Source organism: Halochromatium sp. NSM3, from assembly GCF_059621085.1.
Genome location: NZ_JCAQIA010000004.1, coordinates 118,970 through 143,039 on the forward strand (window position 1 = coordinate 118,970; position 24,070 = coordinate 143,039).

General features: G+C 64.0%; 16 protein-coding genes and 1 tRNA gene. 8 read left to right on the plus strand and 9 right to left on the minus strand.

Going from position 1 to position 24,070, the window contains the following annotated elements; genetic code table 11:
• Positions 1-59: 59 nt before the first annotated feature.
• Entirely contained in the window at positions 60-3,029 is a 2,970-nt protein-coding gene (locus AC54T3_RS03160) for a ribonucleoside-diphosphate reductase subunit alpha (RefSeq protein ID WP_496622257.1), read from the minus strand.
• Between the two features lie 599 nt (positions 3,030-3,628).
• On the opposite strand from AC54T3_RS03160, the gene AC54T3_RS03165 reads away from it, so the two are divergent.
• The gene (locus AC54T3_RS03165) at positions 3,629-4,417 is read left to right on the plus strand and encodes a c-type cytochrome (RefSeq protein WP_496622259.1); all 789 of its coding nucleotides are present in this window, start codon (positions 3,629-3,631) and stop codon (positions 4,415-4,417) included.
• Between the two features lie 19 nt (positions 4,418-4,436).
• On the opposite strand, the gene AC54T3_RS03170 is transcribed toward AC54T3_RS03165, so the two are convergent.
• Both AC54T3_RS03170 and AC54T3_RS03175 read right to left on the minus strand, forming a co-directional pair.
• Complete coding sequence (locus AC54T3_RS03170) at positions 4,437-6,269, minus strand: oxygen-binding di-iron domain-containing protein (protein ID WP_496622260.1); 1,833 nt, start codon at positions 6,267-6,269, stop codon at positions 4,437-4,439.
• Positions 6,270-6,458: 189 nt separating this feature from the next.
• Positions 6,459-9,674, minus strand: a complete 3,216-nt coding sequence (locus AC54T3_RS03175) for an efflux RND transporter permease subunit (protein ID WP_496622261.1) — start codon at positions 9,672-9,674, stop codon at positions 6,459-6,461.
• A gap of 270 nt (positions 9,675-9,944) precedes the next feature.
• Here AC54T3_RS03175 and AC54T3_RS03180 point away from each other — a divergent pair, with 270 nt between their 5' ends.
• Together AC54T3_RS03180 and AC54T3_RS03185 are read left to right on the plus strand one after the other, a co-directional pair.
• Positions 9,945-10,112, plus strand: coding sequence for a hypothetical protein (locus AC54T3_RS03180; RefSeq protein WP_496622262.1), 168 nt, complete (start codon positions 9,945-9,947; stop codon positions 10,110-10,112).
• A gap of 18 nt (positions 10,113-10,130) precedes the next feature.
• Positions 10,131-11,150 carry a Gfo/Idh/MocA family oxidoreductase gene (locus AC54T3_RS03185; protein ID WP_496622285.1) on the plus strand — a complete coding sequence of 340 codons (1,020 nt, stop codon included), beginning with the start codon at positions 10,131-10,133 and terminating at the stop codon, positions 11,148-11,150.
• 125 nt (positions 11,151-11,275) lie between these two features.
• Here AC54T3_RS03185 and pdxA read toward each other — a convergent pair whose 3' ends face one another.
• The 3 genes from pdxA to AC54T3_RS03200 are packed head-to-tail and all read right to left on the minus strand — an operon-like array spanning position 11,276 to position 16,080.
• A complete protein-coding gene (pdxA, locus tag AC54T3_RS03190; protein ID WP_496622264.1) occupies positions 11,276-12,283 on the minus strand; it encodes a 4-hydroxythreonine-4-phosphate dehydrogenase PdxA in 1,008 nt (335 codons plus the stop codon).
• A complete protein-coding gene (locus tag AC54T3_RS03195) occupies positions 12,276-13,577 on the minus strand; it encodes a peptidylprolyl isomerase (RefSeq protein ID WP_496622266.1) in 1,302 nt (433 codons plus the stop codon). The genes pdxA and AC54T3_RS03195 overlap by 8 nt, the downstream gene beginning before the upstream one ends.
• Positions 13,558-16,080 carry an LPS-assembly protein LptD gene (locus AC54T3_RS03200; protein ID WP_496622268.1) on the minus strand — a complete coding sequence of 841 codons (2,523 nt, stop codon included), beginning with the start codon at positions 16,078-16,080 and terminating at the stop codon, positions 13,558-13,560. The genes AC54T3_RS03195 and AC54T3_RS03200 overlap by 20 nt, the downstream gene beginning before the upstream one ends.
• A gap of 308 nt (positions 16,081-16,388) precedes the next feature.
• Between AC54T3_RS03200 and AC54T3_RS03205 the strand changes: the two genes are divergently transcribed.
• Positions 16,389-17,405, plus strand: a complete 1,017-nt coding sequence (locus AC54T3_RS03205) for an aminoglycoside phosphotransferase family protein (RefSeq protein ID WP_496622269.1) — start codon at positions 16,389-16,391, stop codon at positions 17,403-17,405.
• Here the strand turns inward: AC54T3_RS03205 and purD are convergent.
• Positions 17,372-18,757 (minus strand): phosphoribosylamine--glycine ligase, encoded by a 1,386-nt coding sequence (purD, locus tag AC54T3_RS03210; RefSeq protein ID WP_496622270.1) that lies wholly within the window; start codon positions 18,755-18,757, stop codon positions 17,372-17,374. The two genes, AC54T3_RS03205 and purD, sit on opposite strands and share 34 nt — an antisense overlap.
• Before the next feature lie 306 nt (positions 18,758-19,063).
• Between purD and AC54T3_RS03215 the strand changes: the two genes are divergently transcribed.
• The 3 genes from AC54T3_RS03215 (at position 19,064) to AC54T3_RS03225 (ending at position 21,881) form a co-directional block, all read left to right on the plus strand.
• The gene (locus AC54T3_RS03215; RefSeq protein WP_496622271.1) at positions 19,064-20,557 is read left to right on the plus strand and encodes a mannose-1-phosphate guanylyltransferase/mannose-6-phosphate isomerase; all 1,494 of its coding nucleotides are present in this window, start codon (positions 19,064-19,066) and stop codon (positions 20,555-20,557) included.
• A 92-nt stretch (positions 20,558-20,649) separates the two neighbouring features.
• Complete coding sequence (gene ychF / locus AC54T3_RS03220; RefSeq protein ID WP_496622273.1) at positions 20,650-21,741, plus strand: redox-regulated ATPase YchF; 1,092 nt, start codon at positions 20,650-20,652, stop codon at positions 21,739-21,741.
• 63 nt (positions 21,742-21,804) lie between these two features.
• Positions 21,805-21,881, plus strand: a tRNA-Met gene (locus AC54T3_RS03225).
• 94 nt (positions 21,882-21,975) lie between these two features.
• Here AC54T3_RS03225 and AC54T3_RS03230 read toward each other — a convergent pair.
• Both AC54T3_RS03230 and AC54T3_RS03235 read right to left on the minus strand, forming a co-directional pair.
• Positions 21,976-22,452, minus strand: a complete 477-nt coding sequence (locus tag AC54T3_RS03230; RefSeq protein ID WP_496622275.1) for a bacteriohemerythrin — start codon at positions 22,450-22,452, stop codon at positions 21,976-21,978.
• A gap of 140 nt (positions 22,453-22,592) precedes the next feature.
• Positions 22,593-23,354 carry a class I SAM-dependent methyltransferase gene (locus tag AC54T3_RS03235; protein WP_496622276.1) on the minus strand — a complete coding sequence of 254 codons (762 nt, stop codon included), beginning with the start codon at positions 23,352-23,354 and terminating at the stop codon, positions 22,593-22,595.
• A 170-nt stretch (positions 23,355-23,524) separates the two neighbouring features.
• Between AC54T3_RS03235 and AC54T3_RS03240 the strand changes: the two genes are divergently transcribed.
• A complete protein-coding gene (locus AC54T3_RS03240) occupies positions 23,525-23,881 on the plus strand; it encodes a TraR/DksA family transcriptional regulator (protein ID WP_496622278.1) in 357 nt (118 codons plus the stop codon).
• The last annotated feature ends 189 nt before the right edge of the window (positions 23,882-24,070 follow it).

Here is a 24,070-nt window from a genome sequence, read left to right on the forward strand (position 1 = left end):
CCGGTGGGAACCTTTGCCTGCACCAGCTGCTGCATCCATCCTGGACGCCGCAACGTTCATTACTGACAGCTCTCGCATTCCGGATCATCGATCGAGCATGCCTTAGGCTCCGCGTAGACAGGCTTGCCGCTACCGTTTGACTTCGTCTTCCCCGGCGATTGATAGGTGCCGCCGACCGCCGAGAGCCGATTCGCTCTGCTGGAATCCGCCATGGTCGATTTTTCGACGTGCGTCGCGCCCATCGAGCGCAGGTAATAGGTGGTCTTCAGGCCGCGCACCCAGGCCAGCTTGTAGAGGTTATCGAGCTTTTTGCCGCTTGGTTCACTCATGTAGAGGTTCAGGCTCTGCGCTTGGTCCAGCCATTTCTGCCGTCGGCTGCCGGCCTCGACCAGCCAGCGTGGGTCGACCTCGAAGGCGGTCGCGTAGAGCTCCTTCAGCTCATCGGGGATACGGTCGATCTGCTGCAGGCTGCCGTCGTAGTACTTCAGGTCGCTGACCATAACGCTGTCCCAGAGTCCGAGCGCTTTGAGATCGCGCACCAAGTAAGGATTGACGACGGTGAACTCGCCCGAGAGGTTCGATTTGACGAACAGGTTCTGATAGGTCGGCTCGATCGATTGGCTGACGCCGACGATGTTGCTGATGGTTGCGGTGGGGGCGATCGCCAGGCAGTTGCTGTTGCGCATGCCGACGGTCTGCACCCGCTCGCGCAGGTCGTTCCAGTCCAGCGTGCTGCTGGTGTCCATCTCCAGGTAGCCGCTGCGGCTCTCGGCCAGGCGCTGGACGCTGTCGATCGGCAGGATGCCCTGGCTCCAGAGGCTGCCGTTGAAGCTCTGATAGCGCCCGCGCTCGGCGGCCAGCTCGCTGCTCGCCTCGATCGCGTAGTAGCTCAGCGCCTCCATGCTGTGATCGGCGAAGCGTACCGCGTCCTGGCTCGCGTAGGGGATGCGCAGCTCGTAGAGGGCATCCTGGAAACCCATCAGCCCGAGTCCGACCGGCCGGTGGCGCAGATTGGCATTGCGCGCCTGCGGGACGTTGTAGAAGTTGTAGTCGATCACGTTATCGAGCATGCGCATCGCGGTGCGCACGGTCTTGCGCAGCTTGGCGGTGTCGAGTCCACGTTCGGTCACATGCGCGGCCAGGTTCACCGAGCCCAGGTTGCAGACCGCGATCTCCCGATCGTTGGTATGCAAGGTGATTTCAGTGCACAGGTTACTGCTATGCACCTGCCCGACATGCTGGTTGGTATAGCGCAGGTTACAGGGGTCCTTGAAGGTGATCCAGGGATGGCCGGTCTCGAACAGCATCGCCAGCATCTTGCGCCAGAGATCGACCGCCTTGATGCGCTTGGTCACCTTCAGCTCGCCACGCTCAGCGCGAGCCTCATAGCCGAGATAGGCCTCCTCGAAGGCTTGACCGGTCAGGTCGTGCAGGTCAGGCGTTTCATCAGGCGAAAACAGGGTCCACTGCTGATCCTCGGCGACGCGCTTCATGAACAGATCCGGCACCCAGTTGGCGGTGTTCATATCGTGCGTGCGGCGGCGGTCATCGCCGGTGTTCTTGCGCAGCTCGACGAATTCTTCGATATCGATGTGCCAGGTCTCGAGGTAGGCGCAGACCGCGCCTCGCCGCTTGCCGCCTTGGTTAACTGCCACCGCCGTATCGTTGGCGACCTTGAGGAAAGGCACCACACCCTGACTCTTGCCATTGGTGCCCTTGATATGAGCACCCATGCCGCGCACGCGCGACCAGTCGTTACCCAGACCGCCGGCGAATTTGCTCAGCAGCGCATTGTCCTTGATCGCGCCATAGATGCCATCGAGGTCGTCCGGCACCGTGGTCAGATAGCAGGAGCTGAGCTGCGGGCGCAGGGTGCCAGAGTTGAACAGGGTCGGCGTGCTGCTCATGAAATCGAAGCTCGACAGCAGCTCGTAGAACTCGATCGCACGCTCCTCGCGGTCGATCTCGTTGATCGCCAGCCCCATGGCCACGCGCATGAAGAACGCCTGCGGCAGCTCGATGCGCGGCCCTTCGGCGGTATGGATGAAGTAGCGATCATACAAGGTCTGCAGGCCGAGATAGGTGAACTGCAGATCGCGCTCGGGCTTGAGCGCGGCGCCAAGCCGGGCCAGATCGAAGCGGCTGAGCTGTTTGTCGAGCAGCTCCAGATCGCCGGCGGTCTTGATGTAGGCGCTAAAATAATCGGCATAGCGCTCGGCGAGATCGGCCTGGGTCTCGACCCCGACCGCCATGTCGAGTTCGCCGAGTGCCTCGCGCCGCATCACATCGAGCAGCAGCCGCGCCGCAGCCTGGCTGTAGGCTGGTTCGCGCTCGATCATCGCCCGCGCCGACATCACCAGCGCCTGGCCGACATCGCTCTCCTTGACCCCATCGAACAGGTTGCGCAGGGTGTCGCGGACGATTGCTTCGTCGTCGACCCCCTCGAGCCCCGAGGCGGCCTCGCGCGCGAGTCGGCGTAGGCGCTCGACGTCCAAGGGTTGGGTACCGCCATCGGCCAGGGTGACGTTGATGCCCGTCTCGGCGGCGGCTGTCGTCTTGCTGGTGGCTGCTTTTTCGGCCCGTTCACGGGCGCGCGCGTCACGGTAGATCACATAGTCGCGCGCGACCTTGTGCTCGCCGGCGCGCATCAGCGCGAGTTCGACCTGATCCTGGATGTCTTCGATGTGCACGGTGCCGCCGCCGGGCAGGCGACGAGTCAGCGCCGAGACGACCTGCTCGCTGAGGTCGTCGACGAGGTGATGGATGCGGTTCGAGGCGGCCGCGCCGCTGCCCTCGACGGCGAGGAAGGCCTTGGTCATCGCGACCTTGATCTTGCTGGGATCGAAATGGGTGGCCTTGCCGTTGCGGCGGATGACCTGGACTTGGCCTGGTTGATGGCTCGCGACGTCGCCGCTTGGGTCCGCCACCCTTGCCGCCGCCCTGTTCCGCGCCTCCGGCTGGACATTGGGCCCATTGGGCTGCTGCAGCGGTTGCGGTGTGTCGGCGGGCTTTTCGGGGGCGGCGGCCATAGGTCACTCCTCGGGGCGGTGTGTTAGCGGCTTGAGGCTTAGCGGATGAGCGGTTGGGCCTGAGCCGGGTCGGCCCGGGCTCGGCAATGACGGCCTGGTGAAGGCGGGCGGCCAAAGATCGCCGGCAGTGGCTACGGGGCACTGATCCGGCAATCGAGCTGAACGAGAAGGTCCTCAATATATACTCATCAGATTGAGTGTCAACCACTATATCTTGTGTTTTTGCCGGCGTGGATGCCGCGAATCCGTAGTGGATAATCTGTGGATAACATGGGCGTTGCGGTTGCTCGAGGGCGTTGTTGAGGGCTTTTGCTGTGTATAACTTTCGTGGCGCCTCAACCCCGATCAGGCTGGATTTCCGCGCTTAAAAAAGGGTCTTTGTGAAGGGGGCTAGGCTTGAGGTGCCATGGCTCCTCGGTTTTGCCGTCGACGCTGTCCGGTGATCAGGTTAAGTGGCTATACTCGCCTCACGCGGCGCGCTCGGATGAGACGCGGGGGCGATGATCGCGCGCCCTGGCAAGGGTGCAATCGGCCCACCTCGAGCCAACCCGTGGAATGATGAAACGACAAGCCTCGAAGGCGTCAGAGGAGGAGAGATCATGCGTCGAACAATGCTGATCGCTAGCGCGACCCTAATGGGGTGTGCGCTGGCGCTGCCGCTGCTGGCGGACACCCCGAGTGGTGACCCAGCCGAGATCGCTCAGCGCGAATATGAGGAGGTTCTGACGCTGACGCCCGATGCCAAGCGCGGTCGTGAGGTCTACCTGACCTGTGCCGTCTGCCATCTGCCCGAAGGCTGGGGCAGTGTTGACGGCAGCTACCCGCAGATCGCCGGCCAGTTGCGCACGGTGATCATCAAGCAGCTTGCCGATTTTCGCGCCGGCAATCGCGAGAATCCGCTGATGTATCCCTTCTCGGTGCCGGGCATCCTGGGTGGGCCACAGGAGATTGCCGATGTCGCGGCCTATGTCTCGCAATTACCGATGACGACCGAGAACGGGCTCGGGCCAGGCACCGATTTAGCGGCGGGCGAGGCGCTCTACATCAAGCATTGCACGGACTGCCACGGGGCGGCCGGCGAGGGCGACGAGGCTGAGCATATTCCCATGATCGCCGGGCAACATTTCGCGTATCTGATGCGCCAGTTCGATGCCATTCGCAGCGGTGAGCGGAAGAACGCCGACTCGAAGATGACGGAGGAGGTCCAGGATCTCACGCAAGCGGAACAGGTCGCGCTGCTGGACTATACGGTCAGGTTACGCCCCGCCGCCGACAAGCTCGCGGAAGAGGGCTGGTTGAATCCGGATTTTCCGCATTACCTCCGCGATGCGATGGGCCTGCGAGCCCGGCCGCCTGCCCGGCTCAATAGCGCCCCGGCCTCCGAGTAGCGCCCGAATAGCCCCTAGTCTAGGACGGGGGCGGGTCGCCCTCGGATTCGGAAACCTGAAAGCGGTTACGGCCAGTGCGCTTGGCCTCATAAAGCGCCATGTCGGCGCGGTGGATCAGGCTGTTGATCTCTTCCACCGGCGCGCGCTGGGCAATGCCAAGGCTGGCCGTGACCCGCAGTGGCTCGCTGCGATCAATATCGAACGCATGCGCCGCGATCACCGCATTCAGGCGTTCGGCCAACTCGATCGCACCCTCGATCCGCTGTCCGATCACTAGCACCAAGAACTCCTCACCGCCGAAGCGCACTGGCACATCGACGCTGCGGCATTGCGCCTGGATCAGCTCGGCGACCTGCTGGAGCACGCGATCACCGGCGCCGTGTCCATGGGTATCGTTGATCTGCTTGAAATGATCGAGATCGATCAGCAGCGCGGCGACAGGTGGCGCCATATCGCGCTCCTGTAGCGCGAGGTGGCGGCTCATCACGTCTTGCATGTAGAAGCGCGTGAAAAGCTTGGTGAGCGGATCGCGGATCGAGCGCTGATAGGCACGCTCGCGCTCGAAATCGATCGAGCGGTAGATGACCTCGCGCTCGAGCGCGATCTTCAGCGGCTCGATCATCTGCGCGATCAGTTGCGCCGTGCTGGAGGTGATCAGCGGGCGTTTGTCGAAGATCAGGATCGCGATCGCCTCGATCTGCTCGCTCTGGTTTGCCGTCAGCGGCACCGCGATCGAAGCCCCCTCATCGCCCTCGGGTTGCAGGCAGAACCCCTCCGGATACAGCTCGTGATCGGCGAGTGCCGGCTCCTCGGCGTGCGCGCGATACCAGTCGCTGAGGTCTTGGCCCACGAAACGGCAGGCATTGGGCACGGATGGGTCGACGATACCGACGAAGCGCGCCTTGGCCTTGAGCGACAGGATCTGTTCATCTGGCAAGGCGGCGTAGTAGTCGATGTGGTTCACGGGCAGGCTGCGTTGGACGACCTCCAGCAAGCGCGTGGCGATGTCGCGAAAATCGCGGTAGAGCAGCATGGTCTCGGTGATATCGCGGAGCGTGCGATTGAGCAGCGAGAGGCGCTGGATATCGGTGTCGCCCTGGCCGAGCAGATAGAGGCCGCAGTCGAGATGGCGCAGTTTATCGATGATGAAGCCGACCAGATGTTGCGGAATGATCGAGCCGTGCTGGGCGGCGATCATCTCCACCGGATACTGCTCGATCTGGTTGAGGGCGTAATCGAGGATATCGCTGCTCGGCATGTAGTGCTCATGGAACGGGCGCACCGCATCGAAGTACGATTCATCGCGCGCGATCAACTGCGGCTGTTCGGTGAAGCCGCCGAACAGGTCGCTGGAGAAGAGCACGCCGGTGGCGCGGTCGAAACTGCAGAAGGCGCCCGGGAAGTGGGCATAGGGCGTGAAGATGAATTCGAGCGTGCGGTCCTCGAGTTCGAGTCGCCACTCGTGCTCGTCGACGAGCCAGAACGGCAGTGCGAGCCCATAGTGTTTGAGCAGCGCCTTGGCACGCCAATGCGTGACCACGGCCGCGTCGCGGCGCGTGTTCAGCCGGTCGATCATCGGCAGGGCGGCGGCGATGTCCGGGTCCTGGTGATGGCAGACGAACCAGCGGATCGCGCTCAGTGGCATCACTTCCTCGATCTTGCGCAAGGTATGGGCAAAGGTGAGGCGCGAGCCAGGGTCGAACAGGACCGATTGCTCGCCCTGCTCAAGCAGGTAGACATGGCACTGGAAAGGGTCATCCGGGATCACATGGCCGACCCACCAGACGCGGTCGGCGATTTCGATCGCATGCTGGGTGTCGGCGTTGCGGAGAGCGTCAAGGCGAGTAGGCATCGGTAACAGGGTCCGTCAATCGGCGTCCGCTGCCGGATGAAGAGAGGGATATTTCTAATGTCTGGGTGTTGTCTGTGGACGCAAACACGGGGTTCATGGGGCCAGTGATGGACCAGTTATCAATCTGTAAAGAGTGTGCCAAAGCAGTCTGAGCGTGCAACTGGCGATGTGCACAAGCCCCGCGCAACCTCATGGCCTCGATGGGCTGACCCGGGGCGAGCGCGTCTCCTCCTCGCTGAGGCGGTTACGTGCACTCAGCAGCCGGTAAAGACTGGGCACCAACAGCAGCGAGACCAGGGTCGAGAAGCTGAGGCCGGCAACGATGGTGATGGCCAGTGGGCTGAGCATCTCCGAGCCCTCGCCGAGGCCGAGCGCCAAGGGCAGCATGCCGAAGACGGTGGTCAGCGTGGTCATCAGGATCGGGCGCAGGCGCAGCCGCGCCGCTTCGATGATCGCTTGATCGCGCGCGTCGCCGGCACGTCGACGCAGCTCGATGAACTCGACCAGCACGATGGCATTGTTCACGACGATGCCAGCGAGCATGATCATCCCGAGCCAGACCGGCATCGACAGGTTGGTTCCGGTCCCGCTCAAGCCGAGTGCGACCCCGATCAGCGCGAACGGCACCGAGAGCATGATGATCAGCGGATTGCGCAGCGACTCGTACTGAACGGCCATCACCACCAGCACCAGAAACACCGCCAGACCGAGCAGGAGCCGGCCGATATCCTGGCCCTGCTGCAGGGTCTCGAGGCTGCCGGCCTCGTAGAGACTGTAGCCGCGTGGCAGCGGGACCTCGGCCGCTGCCGCCAGCGCCTGCTCGATGGCCTCGGCCAAGGTCAGATCGCCGCCGATCGAGGCGCTGATCTCGACGATGCGCTGCTGGCGATCGCGCAGGATGGTCTCGGGTTGCGGCAGGATGCGGATCTCGGCGAGGTCGCCGAGGCGGATCGGGCGTTTGGTCGCGTCTGCGGTGCGCTGATCGTCGTCCTGCGGACGCGTACTGGCTCCCGGACTGGTGCCTATACGGGCGCCTATGCCGCTCCCGGGCTCGCGGCTGAACAGGATGATCGATTCGAGATCGCCGGGGGTGGCGATATCCTCGCGGTCGAGGCGCAGGCGCACATCAATGCTGCGGTCGCCTTCGATCAGTTGAGTGATGACCTGGCCCTCGAGCGCAAAGCGCAGCACACGGCCGATGTCCTGCACATCGAGGCCATTGCTGGCCGCGCGTTGGCGATCGATTTCGATCGAGAACTCGCGCGTCGGCTCCTGATTGGAATGCTGTAGGTTGCTCAGTCCCTTGATCCCTTCGAGGCGCGCGAGGATGTCATCGGCCAGCGCGATCAGGGTCTCGAGTTCGGGGCCTTTGAGTCGCAGGCTGAGATCATCGTCGCCACGGTTGAAGCGGATGCCACGAATGCCGCGCGTGTACAGATAGACCTCCAAGCCCGGAATCGTCGCCGCCTTGATCTCGGCCTTGACGTGGTCGATCCACTCACTGCTGCTAAGATCGCGTTCGCTCAGGGGCGCGAGCCGCACCTGGATGCTGGCGCGATGGCTGTTCTCGAAGGTCGAACGACCGAAGACGAAGCCACCGACGGTGGTAAATAACGAGCGTGTCTCGGGCCGCGCCGCGACGATGGCCTCGACCTGACGGGTCAGCGCATCCATTTGCTCGAGGTTGATGCCGTTATCGGCGCTGAGGCTAATGCGCACGTCGCCTTCGTCGAGCGTCGGCAGGAAGGCGGGCTTGGCCGAGAACAGACTCGATGCCGTCAGCGCGAGCGCGGCGATGAAGCAGGGTAGCACCCACCAAGGCCGCGTCAGCAAGCGTTTGAGCAGCCAGCGATAACTGTTTTCCAGGGCCGTCATGGCGCGATCGATGCCACGTCGAAAGGCGCCTTCACGCCCGGCCGAGACCTGCTTCGCGAGTGCCGGCACCAGGGTCAGCGCGACCACCAAGGAGGCGACGATGGCCGCCGAGATGGTGAAGATGAGTTCACGGAATAGCAGACCGATGAGCCCCCCGATGAACAGGAATGGCAGCACCGCAGCCAGGTTAGTCGAGGTCGCCGCGATGATCGCGCCAGTGACCTCGCGCGCGGCCTTGCTGGCGGCTTCCAGTGTGGGCTCGCCGCAGCGCTGGTGGCGATGGATATTCTCGAGCATCACGATGGTGCTATCGACCAGCATGCCGATCCCGAGCGCGAGTCCGCCGAGCGTCATGATGTTGAAGGTAAGCCCAAACGCTGCCATCAGGATGAAGGTGACCAGGATCGCGATCGGGATCGCGCTACCGATGATCAGGGTACGCCGCCAGCTGCCGAGGAAAAGGTAGACGACGAGCATCGCCAGCAGCGCGCCGACGATGGCGGCCTGGATCGCATTGCTCAGCGATTGGCGGATATAGCGGGCCTGATCGTCGACCTTGGCGATCTGGATGTCGTCGGGCACCAAGCCCTCGGTCTCGAGTCGGGCGAGTTCGGCATCCACCGCATCGACCACGGCCACGGTGTTGCTGAGTGGCTGTTTCTGGATCGAGAGCTTGATGCCAGGGGTGTCGTTGAGGCGGATGCGCAAGCGCTCTTCGGCACCGCCATCGAGCACCTGGGCGACCTCGCCAAGCCGCAATTGTTCGGCCCCGCCCATCGCCGCATCGCCGAGCGGTAGCGTGGCGATCTGTTCGGCCGACTGGAAACGTCCGCCGGTACGCGCGCTGATCTCGCCATCGCGCATCAGTAGGCGACCGGCGGGCACGTCGCGATTGGCAGCGCTAAGCCGTGATTGGAGATCAAGGACATCGAGCCCGAGCCCGGCCAGCCGATACTGGTCGGCGATGATCCGCACCTCGCGCTCCAGCCCGCCGCCGACCTCGGCTGCGGCGACACCGGGCAGGGTGAGCAGCTGCCGACCGAGGTCGTAATCGATCAGGTCGCGCAGCTCGATCGGGTCGCGCAGTGTCGAGCCGATGACGTACTCGGCGACCGGAAGCTGGAACGGATCGCGCTTGAAGATGATCGGCGGATCGATGCTGTCCGGCAGAAAGCGTTTGGCGCGGTCGAGTCGGGCGCTGGCATCGCGCAGGGCTTGATCGACGTCATCGCCATAGCGAAACGAGAGGTCGATGGCCGAGCGGCCTTCGCTGGTGCGCGACTGGATGGCAACCACGCCTTCGGTGATCGCGAGCTGCTCCTCGAGCTGGCGGGTGATCTCGTCTTCCATGATCGTGGCCGGCACGCCGGGGTCGAGCACGCGCACGCGCACATCCGGATAGATGATCTGCGGCAAGAGATCGACATTCAGTCGCTCAAGCGCGAAGGCCCCCAGTACCATCACCGCGAGCGTCATCATGACTACACCGATCGGATGGCGAATGGACCAGCTCGAAATGCCTGTCTGCATGGGGCGATTACCGGCGCGAGGGCCGCTGTCGGGGTGGGTGGACGTTGCCTTGGCGCGCTGGGCGACGTGCGCTGGGCGGGCGCGCAGTCGCGTTTCCCCGCTGGCTCCGTGACGGTGATCTGACCGGCAAATGTGATCTCATCCGCAGACATACGGATGCCAGCTGTGGATAATAAGAGTGCGTTGGGCTTCAGCGGTTCAGCCCCTCTCCCAACGAGGTCCGATCAACCGGTATCATTGATTCAACGCCAGAGCGAGCCCACAGAACCCATGTCACTGAAGCGCCGTGGCCGACAACCCGATCTCTTCAAGGTTCTCGTGGTCGCGTTGGCGGTTGGTATGACCCTGACGCTCGGCTACCAGATCAATCTCTACCATCTGGACCGGGCACAGCCGATGGCCGAGCGTGTGCCCATGCCGCCGATCATTGATGGCTGATCGGGCGTCCATGTGAGCATCCCTGGTTCCCCCCCTAATCCGCTCAAGGTTGGGGTCGTCGGCGTCGGTTACCTCGGACGCTTCCATGCCCTGATCTACTCGCGCCTTGCGGGCGTCGAACTCGTCGGAGTCTGCGACACCTCTGGCGAGCGTGCCGCCAGTGTCGCCCAGGAAGCCCATTGCGCGGCTTGGGATGACCCCTTGGCCCTCATCGGTCAGGTCGATGCGGTCAGCATCGCGGTGCCGACCACGGCGCATCGCGCGGTGGCTTGCGCCTATCTCGAACACGGCATCCATGTCCTGCTCGAGAAGCCGCTTGCGGTGGATGCGCGCGAGGGAGCCGAGATCGTCAGCGCCGCCGAGCGCCAGGGCGCGATCTTACAGGTCGGCCACCTAGAGCGCTTCAATGCCGGGGTCATGGCGCTGGCGGCCCGCATCAATGCCCCGCGCTATATCGAGGCGCAACGCATGGGCGGCTTTGTCGAGCGCGCGACCGATGTCGACGTGGTTGCGGACCTGATGATCCATGACATCGACATCATCCTCGCCCTGGTCGATGCCGAGCTGGTCGAGGTGCGGGCCGTGGGCACGCCGGTGTTGACGCCGCGTATCGATATCGCCAGCGCGCGGCTGCAGTTCAGCAACGGCACGGTCGCGAACACGGTGGCCAGTCGGGTCTCGGACAAGAAGACGCGGCGTATTCGGGTGTTTCAGCCGCAAGGTTATCTCTCGCTTGACTTCATCGGCCAAACCCTGGATAGCGCGGTGCCGCAACAGCGTGACGCGGGTCAACGTCCCGAGATCCAGCGCTCGCGTGTGCTGGTGGAGCCGGTGCAGCCGCTTGATCGGGAACTTGAGGCCTTTGTCCATTGTGTGCGCAAGCGCGAACGGCCACTGGTCGATGGCCAAACCGGACTGCGCGCGTTGGACGTCGCCCTGCAGGTGCAGGCGAGCATTGCCGAGCAGCAAGCCGCGATGGCGCCTGCTGCCGATGCAAGCCCCGCATCAGACCCAGCATCAAGCCCAGCGCCTAGTTAGGCGATCGACCTTAGAGGCGATTCCGAGATCCGAATCGCGGTGCCTAAGTTGCGTCCTTGAATGGCTTTTTGGGGCGCCAAACGCAGCGTTACAGCTTCCTAGCGCGCAGGCCTCATGCGCGCGCTCTAGGCGCGTGCTTGCACCATCTCCGAGGCCAGTGAAATAGCCGCATTCAGGCTGCCACCATCGGCGCGACCACTGCCGGCGAGGTCGAGCGCGGTGCCGTGATCGACCGAGGTACGGATGATCGGCAGGCCCAGGGTCACATTCACCGCCCGACCGAAGCCCAGATGCTTGAGCACCGGCAGCCCCTGATCGTGATACATCGCCAGCACCGCGTCGGCCTGCTTTAGCTGATGGGGCACGAAGGCGGTATCTGCGGGGAATGGTCCTTGCAGGTCTAGCCCTTCGGCCCGCAGCCGCGCGATCAGCGGGATCAGCACCTGCTGCTCCTCGCCGCCCAAATGGCCGCCTTCGCCGGCATGGGGATTGAGCCCGCAGACCAAGATGCGGGGCCGTGGGATGCCAAAGGCGTCGCGCAGGCTGGTGACCAAGACGCGGATGATGTGCTCGAGCCGGGGCGCGGTGATCGCCTCGGGCACTGCCGCGAGCGGCAGATGCGTGGTGGCCAGCGCAACGCGCAGGCCGGGGGCCGCGAGCAGCATCACCGGGATTGGCGCGGGCTCGGCGCCCATGGCGCACCGCTGGGCGAGGAATTCGGTATGGCCGCTGAAGGTCAAGCCCGCCTCGTTGATGATGCCCTTGTGCACCGGCCCGGTGACCAGCGCGTCCCAGCGCCCGCTGAGACACCCCGCGCAGCCCGCGCGCAGGGTGTCGAGGACATAGGTGGCATTCGCGCTGTCGAGCAGGCCGGGAACGACCGGCGCGGCGAGGGTCGCTGCGGCATCGACCAACAGCCTGCCGGGCTCTGATAGACGTGCTGGCTGCTCGGGATCAAAGGATTCCAGGGTCAGCGGTAGTCCGAGCGTTGCGGCCCGAGAGGCGAGTAGGTCGGGATCGCAGACAGCGACCAGTTCGACCGCGCGGGGCTGCTGGGCGGCGGCGATGCAGAGATCCGGGCCGATGCCCGCAGGCTCGCCGGGGGTCAGTGCCAAGCGCGGGATCTCAGTCATCGAGTTCATCCAGTCGAATATCGAGATAGGCCTCGTCGCGCAGACGCTGCAGCCACTGCTCCTTGGCCTCCTCGGCCTTGCGCAGGCGCAGCGCGTCCTTGGCCCGCAGCCGCAAGAGTTCATCGGCGGTGTCCTGATCGCGCCGCTCGTTGACCTGCAGGATGTGCCAGCCGAAGGGGCTTTCAAAGGGTTGACTGATCTCACCCGGAGCCAAGTCATCCATCTCGCGCTCGAACGCGGGCACGGTATCCCCCGGGCTGACCCAGCCGAGATCACCGCCGTTCAACGCCGAGCCGGTGTCATCGGAATGCGAACGCGCCAGGGTCGCGAAGTCATCGCCGCCGACGATGCGCATGCGTAACTGCTCCAGACGCCGTTTCGCATCCTGATCCGAAACCACCTCGCTGGTGCGGATCAGGATGTGCCGTGCCTTGGTTTGGGTCACTGGTTTGGGCGTGTCGCCCTTGATGTCGCTGACCTGAATGATGTGAAAACCGCTCGGGCTGCGAATCGGGTCGGTCAGTTCTCCACGCCCCAGGGTCTGGGCCGGGCGTGCGGCGAGGCTTGGCACCTCATCGAGCGGGAACCAACCCAGATCGCCGCCTTCCTGGGCGCGGCCACCATCGGAGTTGGCCCGCGCGAGGCGCGCGAAGTCCTCGCCCTGGCGCAAGCGCTTGACCAGTCCCCTGGCCTTGTCGCGCGCCTGCTCGACCTGCGCCTGGCTGGGGTCTTCGGGTAAGGCGATGAGGAGATGGCGCAGTCGCACCTCGTTGCGTGTGATCAGGCTGTCGCGTTCGGTTTCGACGAAGCGCTCGACCTCCTGGTCACTGACGTTGATGCCTTTGACGATCTCTTCCTGTTGCAGGCGCGAGGTGATGATCTGGCGCCGCGTATCCTCACGAAAGTCATCGAACGAGACGCCATTGGCTTCGAGCGCCGCGCGCAGTTGCATCAGATCCAAGCCGTTGCGTGCGGCGATGCTGGTCAGGGCTTCGCTCAGCGTGGCCTCGTCGACCTCGATGCCGATGGTTTGCGCGCGCTGCATCTGCAGGCGCTCGAGGATCAACTGCTCGAGAATCTGCTCCTCAAGCGTGTCGGGATCGGGGATGGGCGCGCCGCGCGCTTGCAGTTCCGGGATGAGCAGATCGATTTGCGTGTTGAGTTCGCTCTGTACGATCACGTCATCGTTGACCACGGCGACGATGGCATCCAGGGATTGCACCTGCGCCTCGGCGTTACCAAACACCATGCAGGCAGCCCAGAGCAGCAGGGCTTTAGTCGACTTGATAGCCATAGACCTCTCGTTGTAAGAAACGATCGACGGAGTTGCCAAAGGCGCCGAGGCCGGCAAGCTCCACTTGTAGCATGACCGACGTGCTCGCGGCGCTGTCGGCGCGGTGCTTGGAATGGCGCCCGAGGACGCGGACCTTCCAGCAGCATTGCCCAAACTCGAGACCGGCAAAGGCGTCGCTGGTTTCATCGGTCTCGAGCGAGTAGAGCCAGCGCCCGACAACGTTGACTTCGCGCGAAACCGGCATCTGAAAGGAGAGATCGGTGGCCTCGAAGCGGTTATCGATGCTGGTGCCACGATCATACCGATAGGCCAGGTTGAGCAGGCGTTTGGTCTCCGGCTCTCGGTAGCGGAGCTGAAGTGTGCGCCGGCCCCATTGATCGCTGTCTTGCGCCGGGTCCCACTCGACGCTCGCACGCCCGTGCCAATGCTCGAATAATTGCGCCGCGAGTTCACCGGCGATCGGCGACTCGGCGTCGACCTCCGTCGGTCGGTCGATTTGCACGCGGCGATTGGCGAAGTAGAGGATGCGGCCCACGCTCAAGCGCAGCATTTCCTCCCCAGTGCGGGCGTTCAGGAAACGCGAGCTGAGGGCGGTGGTGAGCTGATTGGCATCACCGATCCGGTCGCGGCCGGTGAACCGATTGGCGCGGAAGAGATTGGCAAAATTGAAGGTCAGTTCTGAGCTGTCGAAGACCGGTGTCGCCGACTGATCTTCATAGGGGGTGTACAGATAGTACAACCGTGGCTCCAGGGTCTGGAGCGCCTGCGTGCCGAACCAGTTGGCATCGCGCTCGAACACCAGCTTGCCGTCGACCTCGAGGGTTGGAATCGTATGGCTCGGCGAGGTCGGTTGCCCCTTGGCGGTGTTGGCCAGGTCATAGCCGCTGAGGTTGAGCGAGAGCGTGGGGATCAGGTGTCCATAGCTGCGCCGCAGCGGCAGGCTCAGGCTCGGTTGCAGCGCGAGGCGCTGGCCGTAGACGATGTGGTTGTGATCGAAGTAGTCGTACTCGGCATTGACGCGGGCGACGAGTCCATTGTCGAGCGTGACGGGATTCAGATTGAACAGCACCTGGGGCAGCCGACCATAGGGCCGTTGTTCTGGGGTAATCTCGGGGTCGACCGTCTGATAGCCTTCCAGCGCGGTTCGCAGCGTCCAGCCCTGGCCGAGATAGGTGGCCGTTCCCCGCTGCAACAGCCGCCGGGTGCTGGTGATATCGAGCCCATTGCCGAAATCCTCGAGATAGCGCTCATCGGAGACCGCGCTGAACTCCACCTGCGTATGGACGCGATCGAACCAGGTGCCGGTCTCCTCGAGGTTCAGTGCCCAGCGCGCGCCGTTGCCCTCGTACTTGGCATCATCCGGGATGATTTCGGCCTCGATGCGACCCTCATCGTGGCGCGTGAGGTAGCGCAGCTCGGTACCCATGAGCAGGCCGCGCTCGCTGAGGAAGTGCGGCGAAATCGTCGCGTCCAGATTCGGTGCGATGTTCCAGTAGTAGGGCACCACCAGCTCGAAGCCACTCTCGTCCGAGGTGCCGATGGTTGGGATCAACAAGCCGCTCTTGCGCCGATCGTCGATTGGAAAGCGCAGATAGGGGGTATACAGCACTGGAACCCCTTTGATGTGCAGCCGTGCGTCACGCGCCACGCCGATGCCCTTCTCCTGATCGAGCTTGAGTGTCGAGGCCTTGATGGACCAGGCATTGCTGCCCGGCGGACAGGTTGAGTAAACCAAGCCCTGGTAGCGCGTCTGGGACGGATTCAGCACTTCGGCGAGATCGGCCGTACCCCGCAGATTGGCGCTGTTGGAAAACCGATAGCGGACGTTTTGCATCCGGCCCTGTTGGGTCTCGAGGTTGAGCAGGGCGTCGTCGCCGATCATCCGCAGGCCCGGACGCTCCATCAGCGTTTCGCCGTCGGTCGCGATGTTGCCGGTGTTGCGATCGTAAGTGAGGCTGTCAGCCGTCACCCGCTCTTGCTCGCGGCGCACATCGACGCCGTCACTGAGCGTTAGGATGTCGGTGTCTTGTTGGTAGGTGACAGCCCCGGTCTCGATGTCGATCGGGGTCTCTGGAGCCAGTGGTGGCGCCATGGGAGCCGAGCCGAGCCGAGCTGGCCGCGGCCCGCAGAAGGTCCAGTCCCGCCCATTATGCAGACGCGCTTCGCGCTCGCTCGCCGTGGCCGGCGAGCTGCTCGTTGGCGGCGGCGCGGTGACATCGCTGCTGCTGATGTCTTGTCCTTCGCCGATGTCGTGCCCGTCATCGCGAGCGGAAGCCGAAGCCGAAGCCGAAGCCGAAGCGGTGGCCTCCGCTGTCGCCGCAGGCTGCTCAAGCAATGCGGAGCGTAGTTGCGAGGCTGGAGCTGTCACTGGCGCTGTCACTGGCGCCGGTGTGCTCTCCTCAAGCCGCTCTTGAGCTAGCGTCTGGGCGAGGGACTGATTGTGCGCCCAGAGCAAGAGGGTGGCGGCCCCCGCGAGGATTCGTCTGCGTTCCAGAGCGGTCATGCGTTCGATGGGTGATTACAGTCGCGGCGAGTAGTGAGCAAAAAAATGGGCTAGGAAAGATGCGGGGCGCCTGTCTTGCGCCACAGGCGGCAAAATCAGTGTAAGGTCGCACATCCGCCGCAGCGCGGCAAACTCAGGCGCCTCTGGTGCCATTGGCAGCCAACGCCTACGTTGAGCCCAGCAGCGTCCTGCAGTGAAGACGTCCATCAACGACTTCCCGACTTGAACGCCACCGTCCGACCATCATCGGGAAGTAGAAAATGGGCAGCTACATTGGGCCAATAGCGTTTGATCAGTGAGGAGGCAGTGTGGCGGACGAACGACAGGCTCTCTTAGAGCATTGGCTGGCACAGGAACTCGGCGAGGGCGTCGGGCCGCTGTTGCCGGCGTCGGCCGATGCGAGCTTTCGTCGCTATTGGCGCTTTGCCTATCAGGAACGCACGTTGATTGCGGTCGACGCGCCGCCCGAGCACGAGGATAGCGCTCGCTTTGTACGGCTAGCGCGCGCGTTTCGCAACGCTGGGCTGAACGCGCCCGAGATGCTGGCCGAGGATCTTGCACGTGGGTTCCTGGTCGTCTCCGATCTGGGCGGACAGACTTATCTGAACGCGCTGATACCCTTTCAGGCTTCGGCTCAGGTTCCAGCTCGGGCCGACGCCCTCTATGGCGACGCGATCATCGCGCTGATCAAGCTCCAGCTCGGGCTGCCGACCGATGGGCTACCGGTCTACGACGCGGCCTTCCTGCGCCGCGAACTCAACCTGTTCCGTCAGTGGCTGCTCGCGCGGCTGCTGCGGATCGAGCTGTCCGAGCGCGAGGTTCGGGATCTCGAGGACCTGTTCGCTCAGCTCATCGAGAACGCGCTGGAGCAACCGCGCGTCGCCGTGCATCGCGACTTCCACAGTCGCAACCTGATGCTGACCGAGGTCGCCAATCCAGGCATCCTCGACCTGCAGGATGCGGTGTCGGGGCCGCTCACCTACGATCTCGCCTCGTTGTTGAAGGACTGTTATATCGCCTGGCCGCGCGAGCGCGTGCTGGGCTGGCTCGATGACTACGCCAAGCAGGCGCGGGCGGCTGGGCTGCTGGGGGAAACCGATGGACCCCAGCTCCTGCGCTGGTTCGACCTGATGGGGGCGCAGCGCCATCTCAAAGCCGCCGGCATCTTCGCCCGCTTGGCCGTGCGCGATGGCAAGCGCGGCTATTTGGCGGACCTTCCTCGTACCCTCGGCTATCTGCGCGAGCTTGGATCGCTCTATCCCGAGCTACAGCCGCTGGCGAGGCTGATCACTCAACGGCTCGTTCCGCGCTTGAGCGCGCGATGACCGATATCGCGCCGGTAGAAGGCGTCCGCAAACTGAATCTGCTCGGCGCGTGCGTAGGCATTGGCGGCGGCCTCGCCGATATCGGCGCCGAGCGCGGTGACACAGAGCACGCGGCCGCCGTTGGTGAGCGTCTGCTCGCCATCTCGTTTGGTGCCGGCATGGAAGACCTTGGCCTCTTGCTCGCCCGTGTCCGTGCGTGTACCTGTGCCTGTGCCTGTATCCGTGCCCGTACTCATGCCAATATTCGCAGCGCTAGTCTCCGCCTTGCTGTCGCTGTCGCGAGCGGCATCGAGGCCGCTGATCGGATGACCTTTGGCATAGTCGCCGGGATAACCACCGGCAGCCATCACCACTCCGAGCGCGGCCTGATCGCGCCAGCGGGCTTCAACCTCGGTCAGCCGCCCATCGGTCGCGGCCAGGCACAGCTCGAGCAGGTCGCTCTCTAGGCGCATCAGGATCGGCTGGGTCTCGGGATCGCCGAGACGACAGTTGTACTCGAGCACGCGTGGTGTCCCGTCCGCATCGATCATCAGCCCCGCGTAGAGAAAGCCGACGTAGGGCAGGCCCTCGGCGCGGAGTCCGGCCACCGTGGGCTCGATCACCTCGCGCATGATCCGCTGTTCCAATGCAGGCGTCACGATGGGCGCGGGCGAGTAGGCGCCCATGCCGCCGGTGTTCGGGCCGCGATCGCCCTCATCGCGCGCCTTGTGGTCCTGCGAGGTGGCCAGCGGCAGCACCTGCTCGCCACTCACCAGCACGATGAAACTGACCTCCTCGCCGAGCAGCTTGTCCTCGATCACCACCCGGGCGCCTGCCTCGCCGAAGCGACCCTGACCGAGCATCGCCTCGACTGCGGCGCGCGCTTCAGCGAGCGTCTCGGCGACCACCACGCCCTTGCCGGCGGCCAGGCCATCGGCCTTCACCACCACCGGCGCGCCGACCTGGTCCAGATAGGCCAGCGCCTGCTCGCGCTCCTCGAAGGTCCGATAGGCGGCGGTCGGGATGCCGTGGCGCTGCATGAAGGCCTTGGCGAAGTCCTTCGAGCCTTCGAGCCGGGCGGCCTGCCGCGAGGGACCGCAGCAACGCAGGCCAGCGGCGACCAGCGCATCGCTGACGCCAGCGACCAGCGGTGCCTCCGGGCCGATGATGCAGAGATCGATCTGCTGGTCGCGGGCGAAATCGATCAGCGCCTCGGCGTCGGTCGGGTCCAGATCGACGTTCTCGACCCCGGTTTCGACGAGGGTGCCGCCATTGCCGGGGGCGACGAAGACCTGATCGGCCTGTGGCGATTGGGCGATTTTCCAGGCCAGGGCGTGCTCGCGGCCGCCGGCGCCGATGATGAGGATATTCATAAGGACGTCTACCGAATTGGGGGTTGCTGTGGGACTTATGCGGGACTGATCGCGGCCCTGCTCGTCTTTCGCCCGTCTTCGGCGGCGTACAGGACAAGCGGCCGAGGCAAAATCATGACGGCGGATTCTAGAGCCATCATGATCGCGGCGCGAGGTTGCGAGGGCGGTGATGGCGATCTGCTTGGCAGAGTGAAGACCGCCTGCTCGTCTGCTAAGGTCGACGGGAGTCGTCTGGAGAGATACTCTCGCCGCTGATAGCGGTGCGGGTGACGCGCTCGCTCCATTGATCGCCATTGAGGAAACGCCATGCACCTGCAGCCCGTGATCCTGTCTGGAGGCTCCGGCACCCGGCTCTGGCCGCTCTCGCGCGAGGCCTACCCAAAACAGTTCCTGCCGCTGACCGGCGCCAACACCCTGCTGCAAGACACGGCGCTGCGCCTCGATGGCCTGGTCGAGGAGCATCCGCGCTTAGGGGTCTTGCCGCGCGATCCGATCGTGGTCTGCAACGAGGCGCATCGATTCCTGGTGGCCGAGCAGATGCGGCTGATCGGGCGCACGCCGGCGGCAATCCTGCTCGAACCCTTCGGCCGCAATACCGCGCCCGCGCTCACGTTGGCCGCCCTGAGTGCGGTCGCCGCCGATGACGATGACCCGATCCTGCTGGTGGCGCCCGCCGATCATGCCATCGCCGATGGCGAGGCGTTTCGCCAGGCCGTTGCCGATGGGGCGGTGTTGGCAGAGCAAGGCGCCGTCATCACCTTCGGCATCGTGCCAGCCAAACCCGAGACCGGCTACGGCTATATCCAGCAGGGCGAGGCGCTGGATAATGCCGATCTCAACGGCGCCGCCTATCGCCTGCACGCCTTCGTCGAGAAGCCCGAGCGCGCCACCGCCGAGCGCTATCTGGCCAGCGGCGAGTATCTCTGGAACAGCGGTATCTTCATGCTGCGCGCCTCGGTTTGGCTGACGCTGATTCGACGCTTCCGCCCCGAGATCGCCGAGGCCTGCGCGGCGGCGATGGACGCGGTGCGCGGTGATGGCGAGTTCCGCCGGCTGGATGCCACCCTGTTCAAGGCCTGCCCCAGTGATTCGATCGATTACGCGGTGATGGAGCGGCTCTCGCAGGCCGAGGCTGCGTCCGAGCATCCAGCGATTGTCTTGCCGCTCGAGGCCGGTTGGTCCGATGTCGGCGCCTGGTCCGCACTCTGGGAGGTGCGCGAGCAGGATGGTGATGGCAACGTGCTCGATGGCGATGCCTTCGTGCACGAATCACGCAACAACTTGCTCATCGCGCAGAGCCGGCTGTTGGCTGCGGTTGGCGTCGATAACCTGATCGTGGTCGAGACGCCGGATGCGGTGCTGGTGGCCAATCGTGAGCGCGCGCAGGATGTCAAGGCGGTGACCAAGTTCCTCAGCGAGGCGCAGCGCAACGAGCATCGTCATCATCAACGCGTGCATCGCCCCTGGGGCGCGTTCGAGTCGATCACCCTAGGTGATCGTTATCAGGTCAAGCGCTTGACGGTGAAGCCCGGCGAGGCGCTCTCGAAGCAGATGCATCATCACCGCGCCGAACACTGGGTGGTGGTCTCAGGCACCGCCAAGGTGACTAACGACGACAAGACCTTCCTGCTGACCGAGAACCAGTCGACCTATATTCCGGTCGGCACTACCCATCGGCTCGAGAATCCGGGCACCATCCCGCTCGAGATCATCGAAGTGCAATCCGGCAGCTATCTGGGCGAGGATGACATCGTGCGCTTCGACGATCTCTATGATCGTGGCGGCGATAGCGGTTGTTGAGCGGGCGCGCGCGCTGACGCGTCGAGCCAAGGCGCTGGCCGCGCCGGCCGGCTTCGGCTACTATCGCGGGCTTTTGTCAGCAGGGCACCAACATGGGCTTCAAATGCGGCATCGTCGGGCTGCCCAACGTCGGCAAGTCCACCTTGTTCAACGCGCTCACCAAATCGGGCATCGCGGCCGAGAATTATCCATTCTGCACCATCGATCCGAATGTCGGGATGGTGCCATTGCCGGATGAGCGCCTCAATGTGATCGCCGGCATCGTCAAGCCGGCCAATGTGATCCCGACCACCATGCAGTTCGTCGACATCGCCGGGCTGGTGGCTGGCGCCTCCAAGGGTGAAGGGCTCGGCAACAAGTTCCTCGCCAACATCCGCGAGACCGATGCCATCGCCCATGTGGTGCGTTGTTTCGAGAACGACGATGTGGTGCATGTCGCCGGTCGGGTCGATCCGATTGGCGACATCGAGGTCATCGACACCGAGCTGGCGCTGGCCGACATGGAGACGGTCGGCAAGGCGCTGGAGAAGGCGATCAAGCAGTCCAAGACCGGCGACAAGACCCAACTCGCGCGCAAGGCCCTGCTGGAGCGGGTCAGCGCGCATCTCGATCAGGGGTTGCCGGTGCGGGCGATGGATCTCGGCGCCGATGAGCGTACCGAATTGCGCGAGCTATTCCTGCTCACCGCCAAGCCGACCATGTACATCGCCAACGTCGCCGAGGACGGCTTCGAGGACAATCCGCTGCTCGAGCGTATCGGCGCGCATGCGGCGGGCGAGGGGGCCGTGGTGGTGCCGGTCTGCGCTGCCATTGAGGCCGATATCGTCGAACTCGAGGAGGCCGAGCGCGCCGAGTTCATGGCCGATCTTGGGCTGGAAGAACCGGGCCTGAATCGGGTGGTGCGCGCTGGCTACCGGCTGCTCGGGCTCGAGACTTACTTCACCGCCGGCCCCAAGGAGGCGCGTGCCTGGACCATCCCGGCCCGCGCCACCGCACCGCAGGCCGCTGGCGTGATCCACAGCGATTTCGAGCGCGGCTTCATCCGCGCCGAGGTCATCGCCTATGAGGACTTCGTCGCCTGCAAAGGCGAGCAGGGCGCTAAAGAGGCCGGCAAGCTGCGCAGCGAAGGCAAGGACTACATCGTCAAGGACGGCGATGTGGTCCACTTCCGCTTCAACGTCTAGCCCGTGGCTGTCAGCAGTGACTTGACCTGCCGCTTCTGTCGGGCTATTCTGTTCGGCCTTTCTGGCTACGTAGCTCAGTTGGTTAGAGCGCGGCACTCATAATGCCGATGTCGCTAGTTCGAATCTAGCCGTAGCCACCAGAAAAACCCAATCAAAAAAGCCGCTTGCGAGCGGCTTTTTTGTGCCTGATCGATCCGTGAAATGGGCACGCCGTTTAAGCGGCGGCTGCTGAATTTAAAAAATCCCGTTCGCGTTGAAGCTCTGCGTATATTGCTTATCAGTGCCTTTGATGTGCCGGTTGAGCCAGTTGCGGATGAAGGCGAGCGTCTCAACGGTCAAGAATGCCTTGCCCGTGTGACGCTTATCCTGCAGCTCGGCGAGCCTGTTGACGAAGGCATGATGCTCCATGATGTGGCTTTGCGTGTCGGGGTAGTTGATCGCATGAAAATGGCTTTCCTCGTCCTTAAAGTGCGTTTCCGTGTACTCGACGAGTTCATCGAAGATCAGATCCAGGACATCATTGCCTTTGCCGCGTGACATCGCCCCGTGCAGCTTGTTGTAGAGCGCAATCAGTTGGCGATGCTGCCGGTCGATCTCCGCGACATTGACGCTGTAGCTGTCGTTCCACTCGATGAGCGGTGCTGAGCTGTCGCCACTGGGCCTTGTTTGAGCAGCGACTCCGGTGGCTGGAGCAAGGGGTGTTTTCTGCATGTGGATCGTGCGAACCTCTCAGGTGTACGGCTGGCTGATGGGAGCCCTCTGGAAAAGACGGAGCAGTCCTGACGCCTGGGTGCTGTGCGCTTCTCAGCCTCGGCAGGCGCGTGACCTTGGCTTGAATATCACTGTTGAGTCTACTCCGAAAAGCCCGAAATGGCTGTCCGCGAGCGCGGTTGAGTCGATAACGGGCGACGCATCAGCGCGACATCCTTGGCCGGAATGATGCAGCTGAAGCCGCGTTCGGCGGCGAGGTAGCGCAGCGTGTCCTCGCGGTAGAAGACGACATGGGTCGGATCGCGTCGATAGTGCCAGTGGGCGAAGCGGCTGTCGTCGTTCTGGAAGCAGGTCATCAGCGCCAGCCAGCCGCCAGGGCGCAGCAGTACGCCGAGCCGATCGAACTCTTCGGCGGGGCGATGGAAGTGCTCGGCGGTTTCGGTGCAGGTGATGAAGTCGTAGCTTTCTTGCAGGGGCGCGGGGTCGGGTTGGAAGAAGGGGTCATAGAGCGCGACTCGGTGCCCGCTTTCGCGCAGCATGTCGGCGAGTGCTGGACCTGGGCCGCAGCCGTAATCGAGCCCTTGTGAGTTTGGCGCCAAGCGTTCGAGCAGCGGCTCGGCGAGTCGACTCAGGAAGCGTCGGTAGCCGGCGTCGGCGGGGTCGTTGCGATGCTGGCAGTAGTGGCTCAGCTCTTCGTCTGGCGAGGGGTGCTGACGCGGATCGAGGAAGCGCGCCGAGCAGCGCGGGCAGCGCCAGTAGTCGCGCCCGTCGACCTGCAGGAAAGGCTCGGGGTGCGCGGTGCGGCATATTGGGCAAGCCATGCCTTGCCTGTCAAAGACCGACTCGCGCGTCGAGTTCTTCTCGGCATGATCCATGTCGGCGTGGTGCTTGCGCGCTGTCATCCTTTTGCCTGATGAGCCGAGTGAATTCATGGCGGGCCTGCGTCGCGCTGACGGCGCTGCAGGCTCGATGCCTGGCGGCGGCGCAGGCTTGATCCCGTATGCTAAGGGGTTTGGTGGTGCGGAGCACAGGGCACCCGTGGCGACCGTCGACGATCCGAGGATAACAACCCATGTCTGAAAGTCCCGAGCCCGATATCGAGCATTTCCGCGCCAAGCTGTTGCAGCTGCGTGCCGACTTGTTAGGGCTGGCGGAAGAACGCAATGCCGCGACGGCAACGGTGGTGCTGGACCAGACCAGCGTCGGCCGGCTGTCGCGGATGGACGCGATGCAGCAGCAGGCGATGGCGCAGGACTCGCGCCAGCGCGCCGAGCAGTCGCTGCGGCGTATCGAGGCGGCACTGCGTCGCTGTGACGATGGCAGCTATGGCGAGTGTCAGGATTGCGGCGAGCTGATCAATCCGCGCCGGCTGGAACTCGATCCGGCGGCGATGCTTTGCATCGGCTGCGCGGAGGCGCGTGATCGCTGACGGCGTCGCTGCCTTGGTCAGGTTGGAGCCTTGTTTTGCATCCACTGCGTCGTCATCGGCGGTGAATGGCGCGCGGCCTGCCTCCTTATCGGAAGAGGCCGGCTTTTGTGCGAGGCCATCAACCGTTGACGGGTATCGAGAAGGTCCAAAAGTTGACAATGAAGTGGACAATGATACTGGCGACATAAC

Bases quoted from the DNA above. Each gene is read 5' to 3' on its own strand.
- AC54T3_RS03235 (WP_496622276.1), bottom strand. From the start codon at position 23,354: ATGACAGCGCGCAAGCACCACGCCGACATGGATCATGCCGAGAAGAAC.
- AC54T3_RS03200 (WP_496622268.1), bottom strand. From the start codon at position 16,080: ATGACCGCTCTGGAACGCAGACGAATCCTCGCGGGGGCCGCCACCCTC.
- AC54T3_RS03160 (WP_496622257.1), bottom strand. From the start codon at position 3,029: ATGGCCGCCGCCCCCGAAAAGCCCGCCGACACACCGCAACCGCTGCAG.
- AC54T3_RS03170 (WP_496622260.1), bottom strand. From the start codon at position 6,269: ATGCCTACTCGCCTTGACGCTCTCCGCAACGCCGACACCCAGCATGCG.
- AC54T3_RS03180 (WP_496622262.1), top strand. From the start codon at position 9,945: ATGTCACTGAAGCGCCGTGGCCGACAACCCGATCTCTTCAAGGTTCTC.
- pdxA (WP_496622264.1), bottom strand. From the start codon at position 12,283: ATGACTGAGATCCCGCGCTTGGCACTGACCCCCGGCGAGCCTGCGGGC.
- AC54T3_RS03165 (WP_496622259.1), top strand. From the start codon at position 3,629: ATGCGTCGAACAATGCTGATCGCTAGCGCGACCCTAATGGGGTGTGCG.
- AC54T3_RS03175 (WP_496622261.1), bottom strand. From the start codon at position 9,674: ATGCAGACAGGCATTTCGAGCTGGTCCATTCGCCATCCGATCGGTGTA.
- purD (WP_496622270.1), bottom strand. From the start codon at position 18,757: ATGAATATCCTCATCATCGGCGCCGGCGGCCGCGAGCACGCCCTGGCC.
- AC54T3_RS03240 (WP_496622278.1), top strand. From the start codon at position 23,525: ATGTCTGAAAGTCCCGAGCCCGATATCGAGCATTTCCGCGCCAAGCTG.
- AC54T3_RS03195 (WP_496622266.1), bottom strand. From the start codon at position 13,577: ATGGCTATCAAGTCGACTAAAGCCCTGCTGCTCTGGGCTGCCTGCATG.
- AC54T3_RS03230 (WP_496622275.1), bottom strand. From the start codon at position 22,452: ATGCAGAAAACACCCCTTGCTCCAGCCACCGGAGTCGCTGCTCAAACA.
- AC54T3_RS03215 (WP_496622271.1), top strand. From the start codon at position 19,064: ATGCACCTGCAGCCCGTGATCCTGTCTGGAGGCTCCGGCACCCGGCTC.
- ychF (WP_496622273.1), top strand. From the start codon at position 20,650: ATGGGCTTCAAATGCGGCATCGTCGGGCTGCCCAACGTCGGCAAGTCC.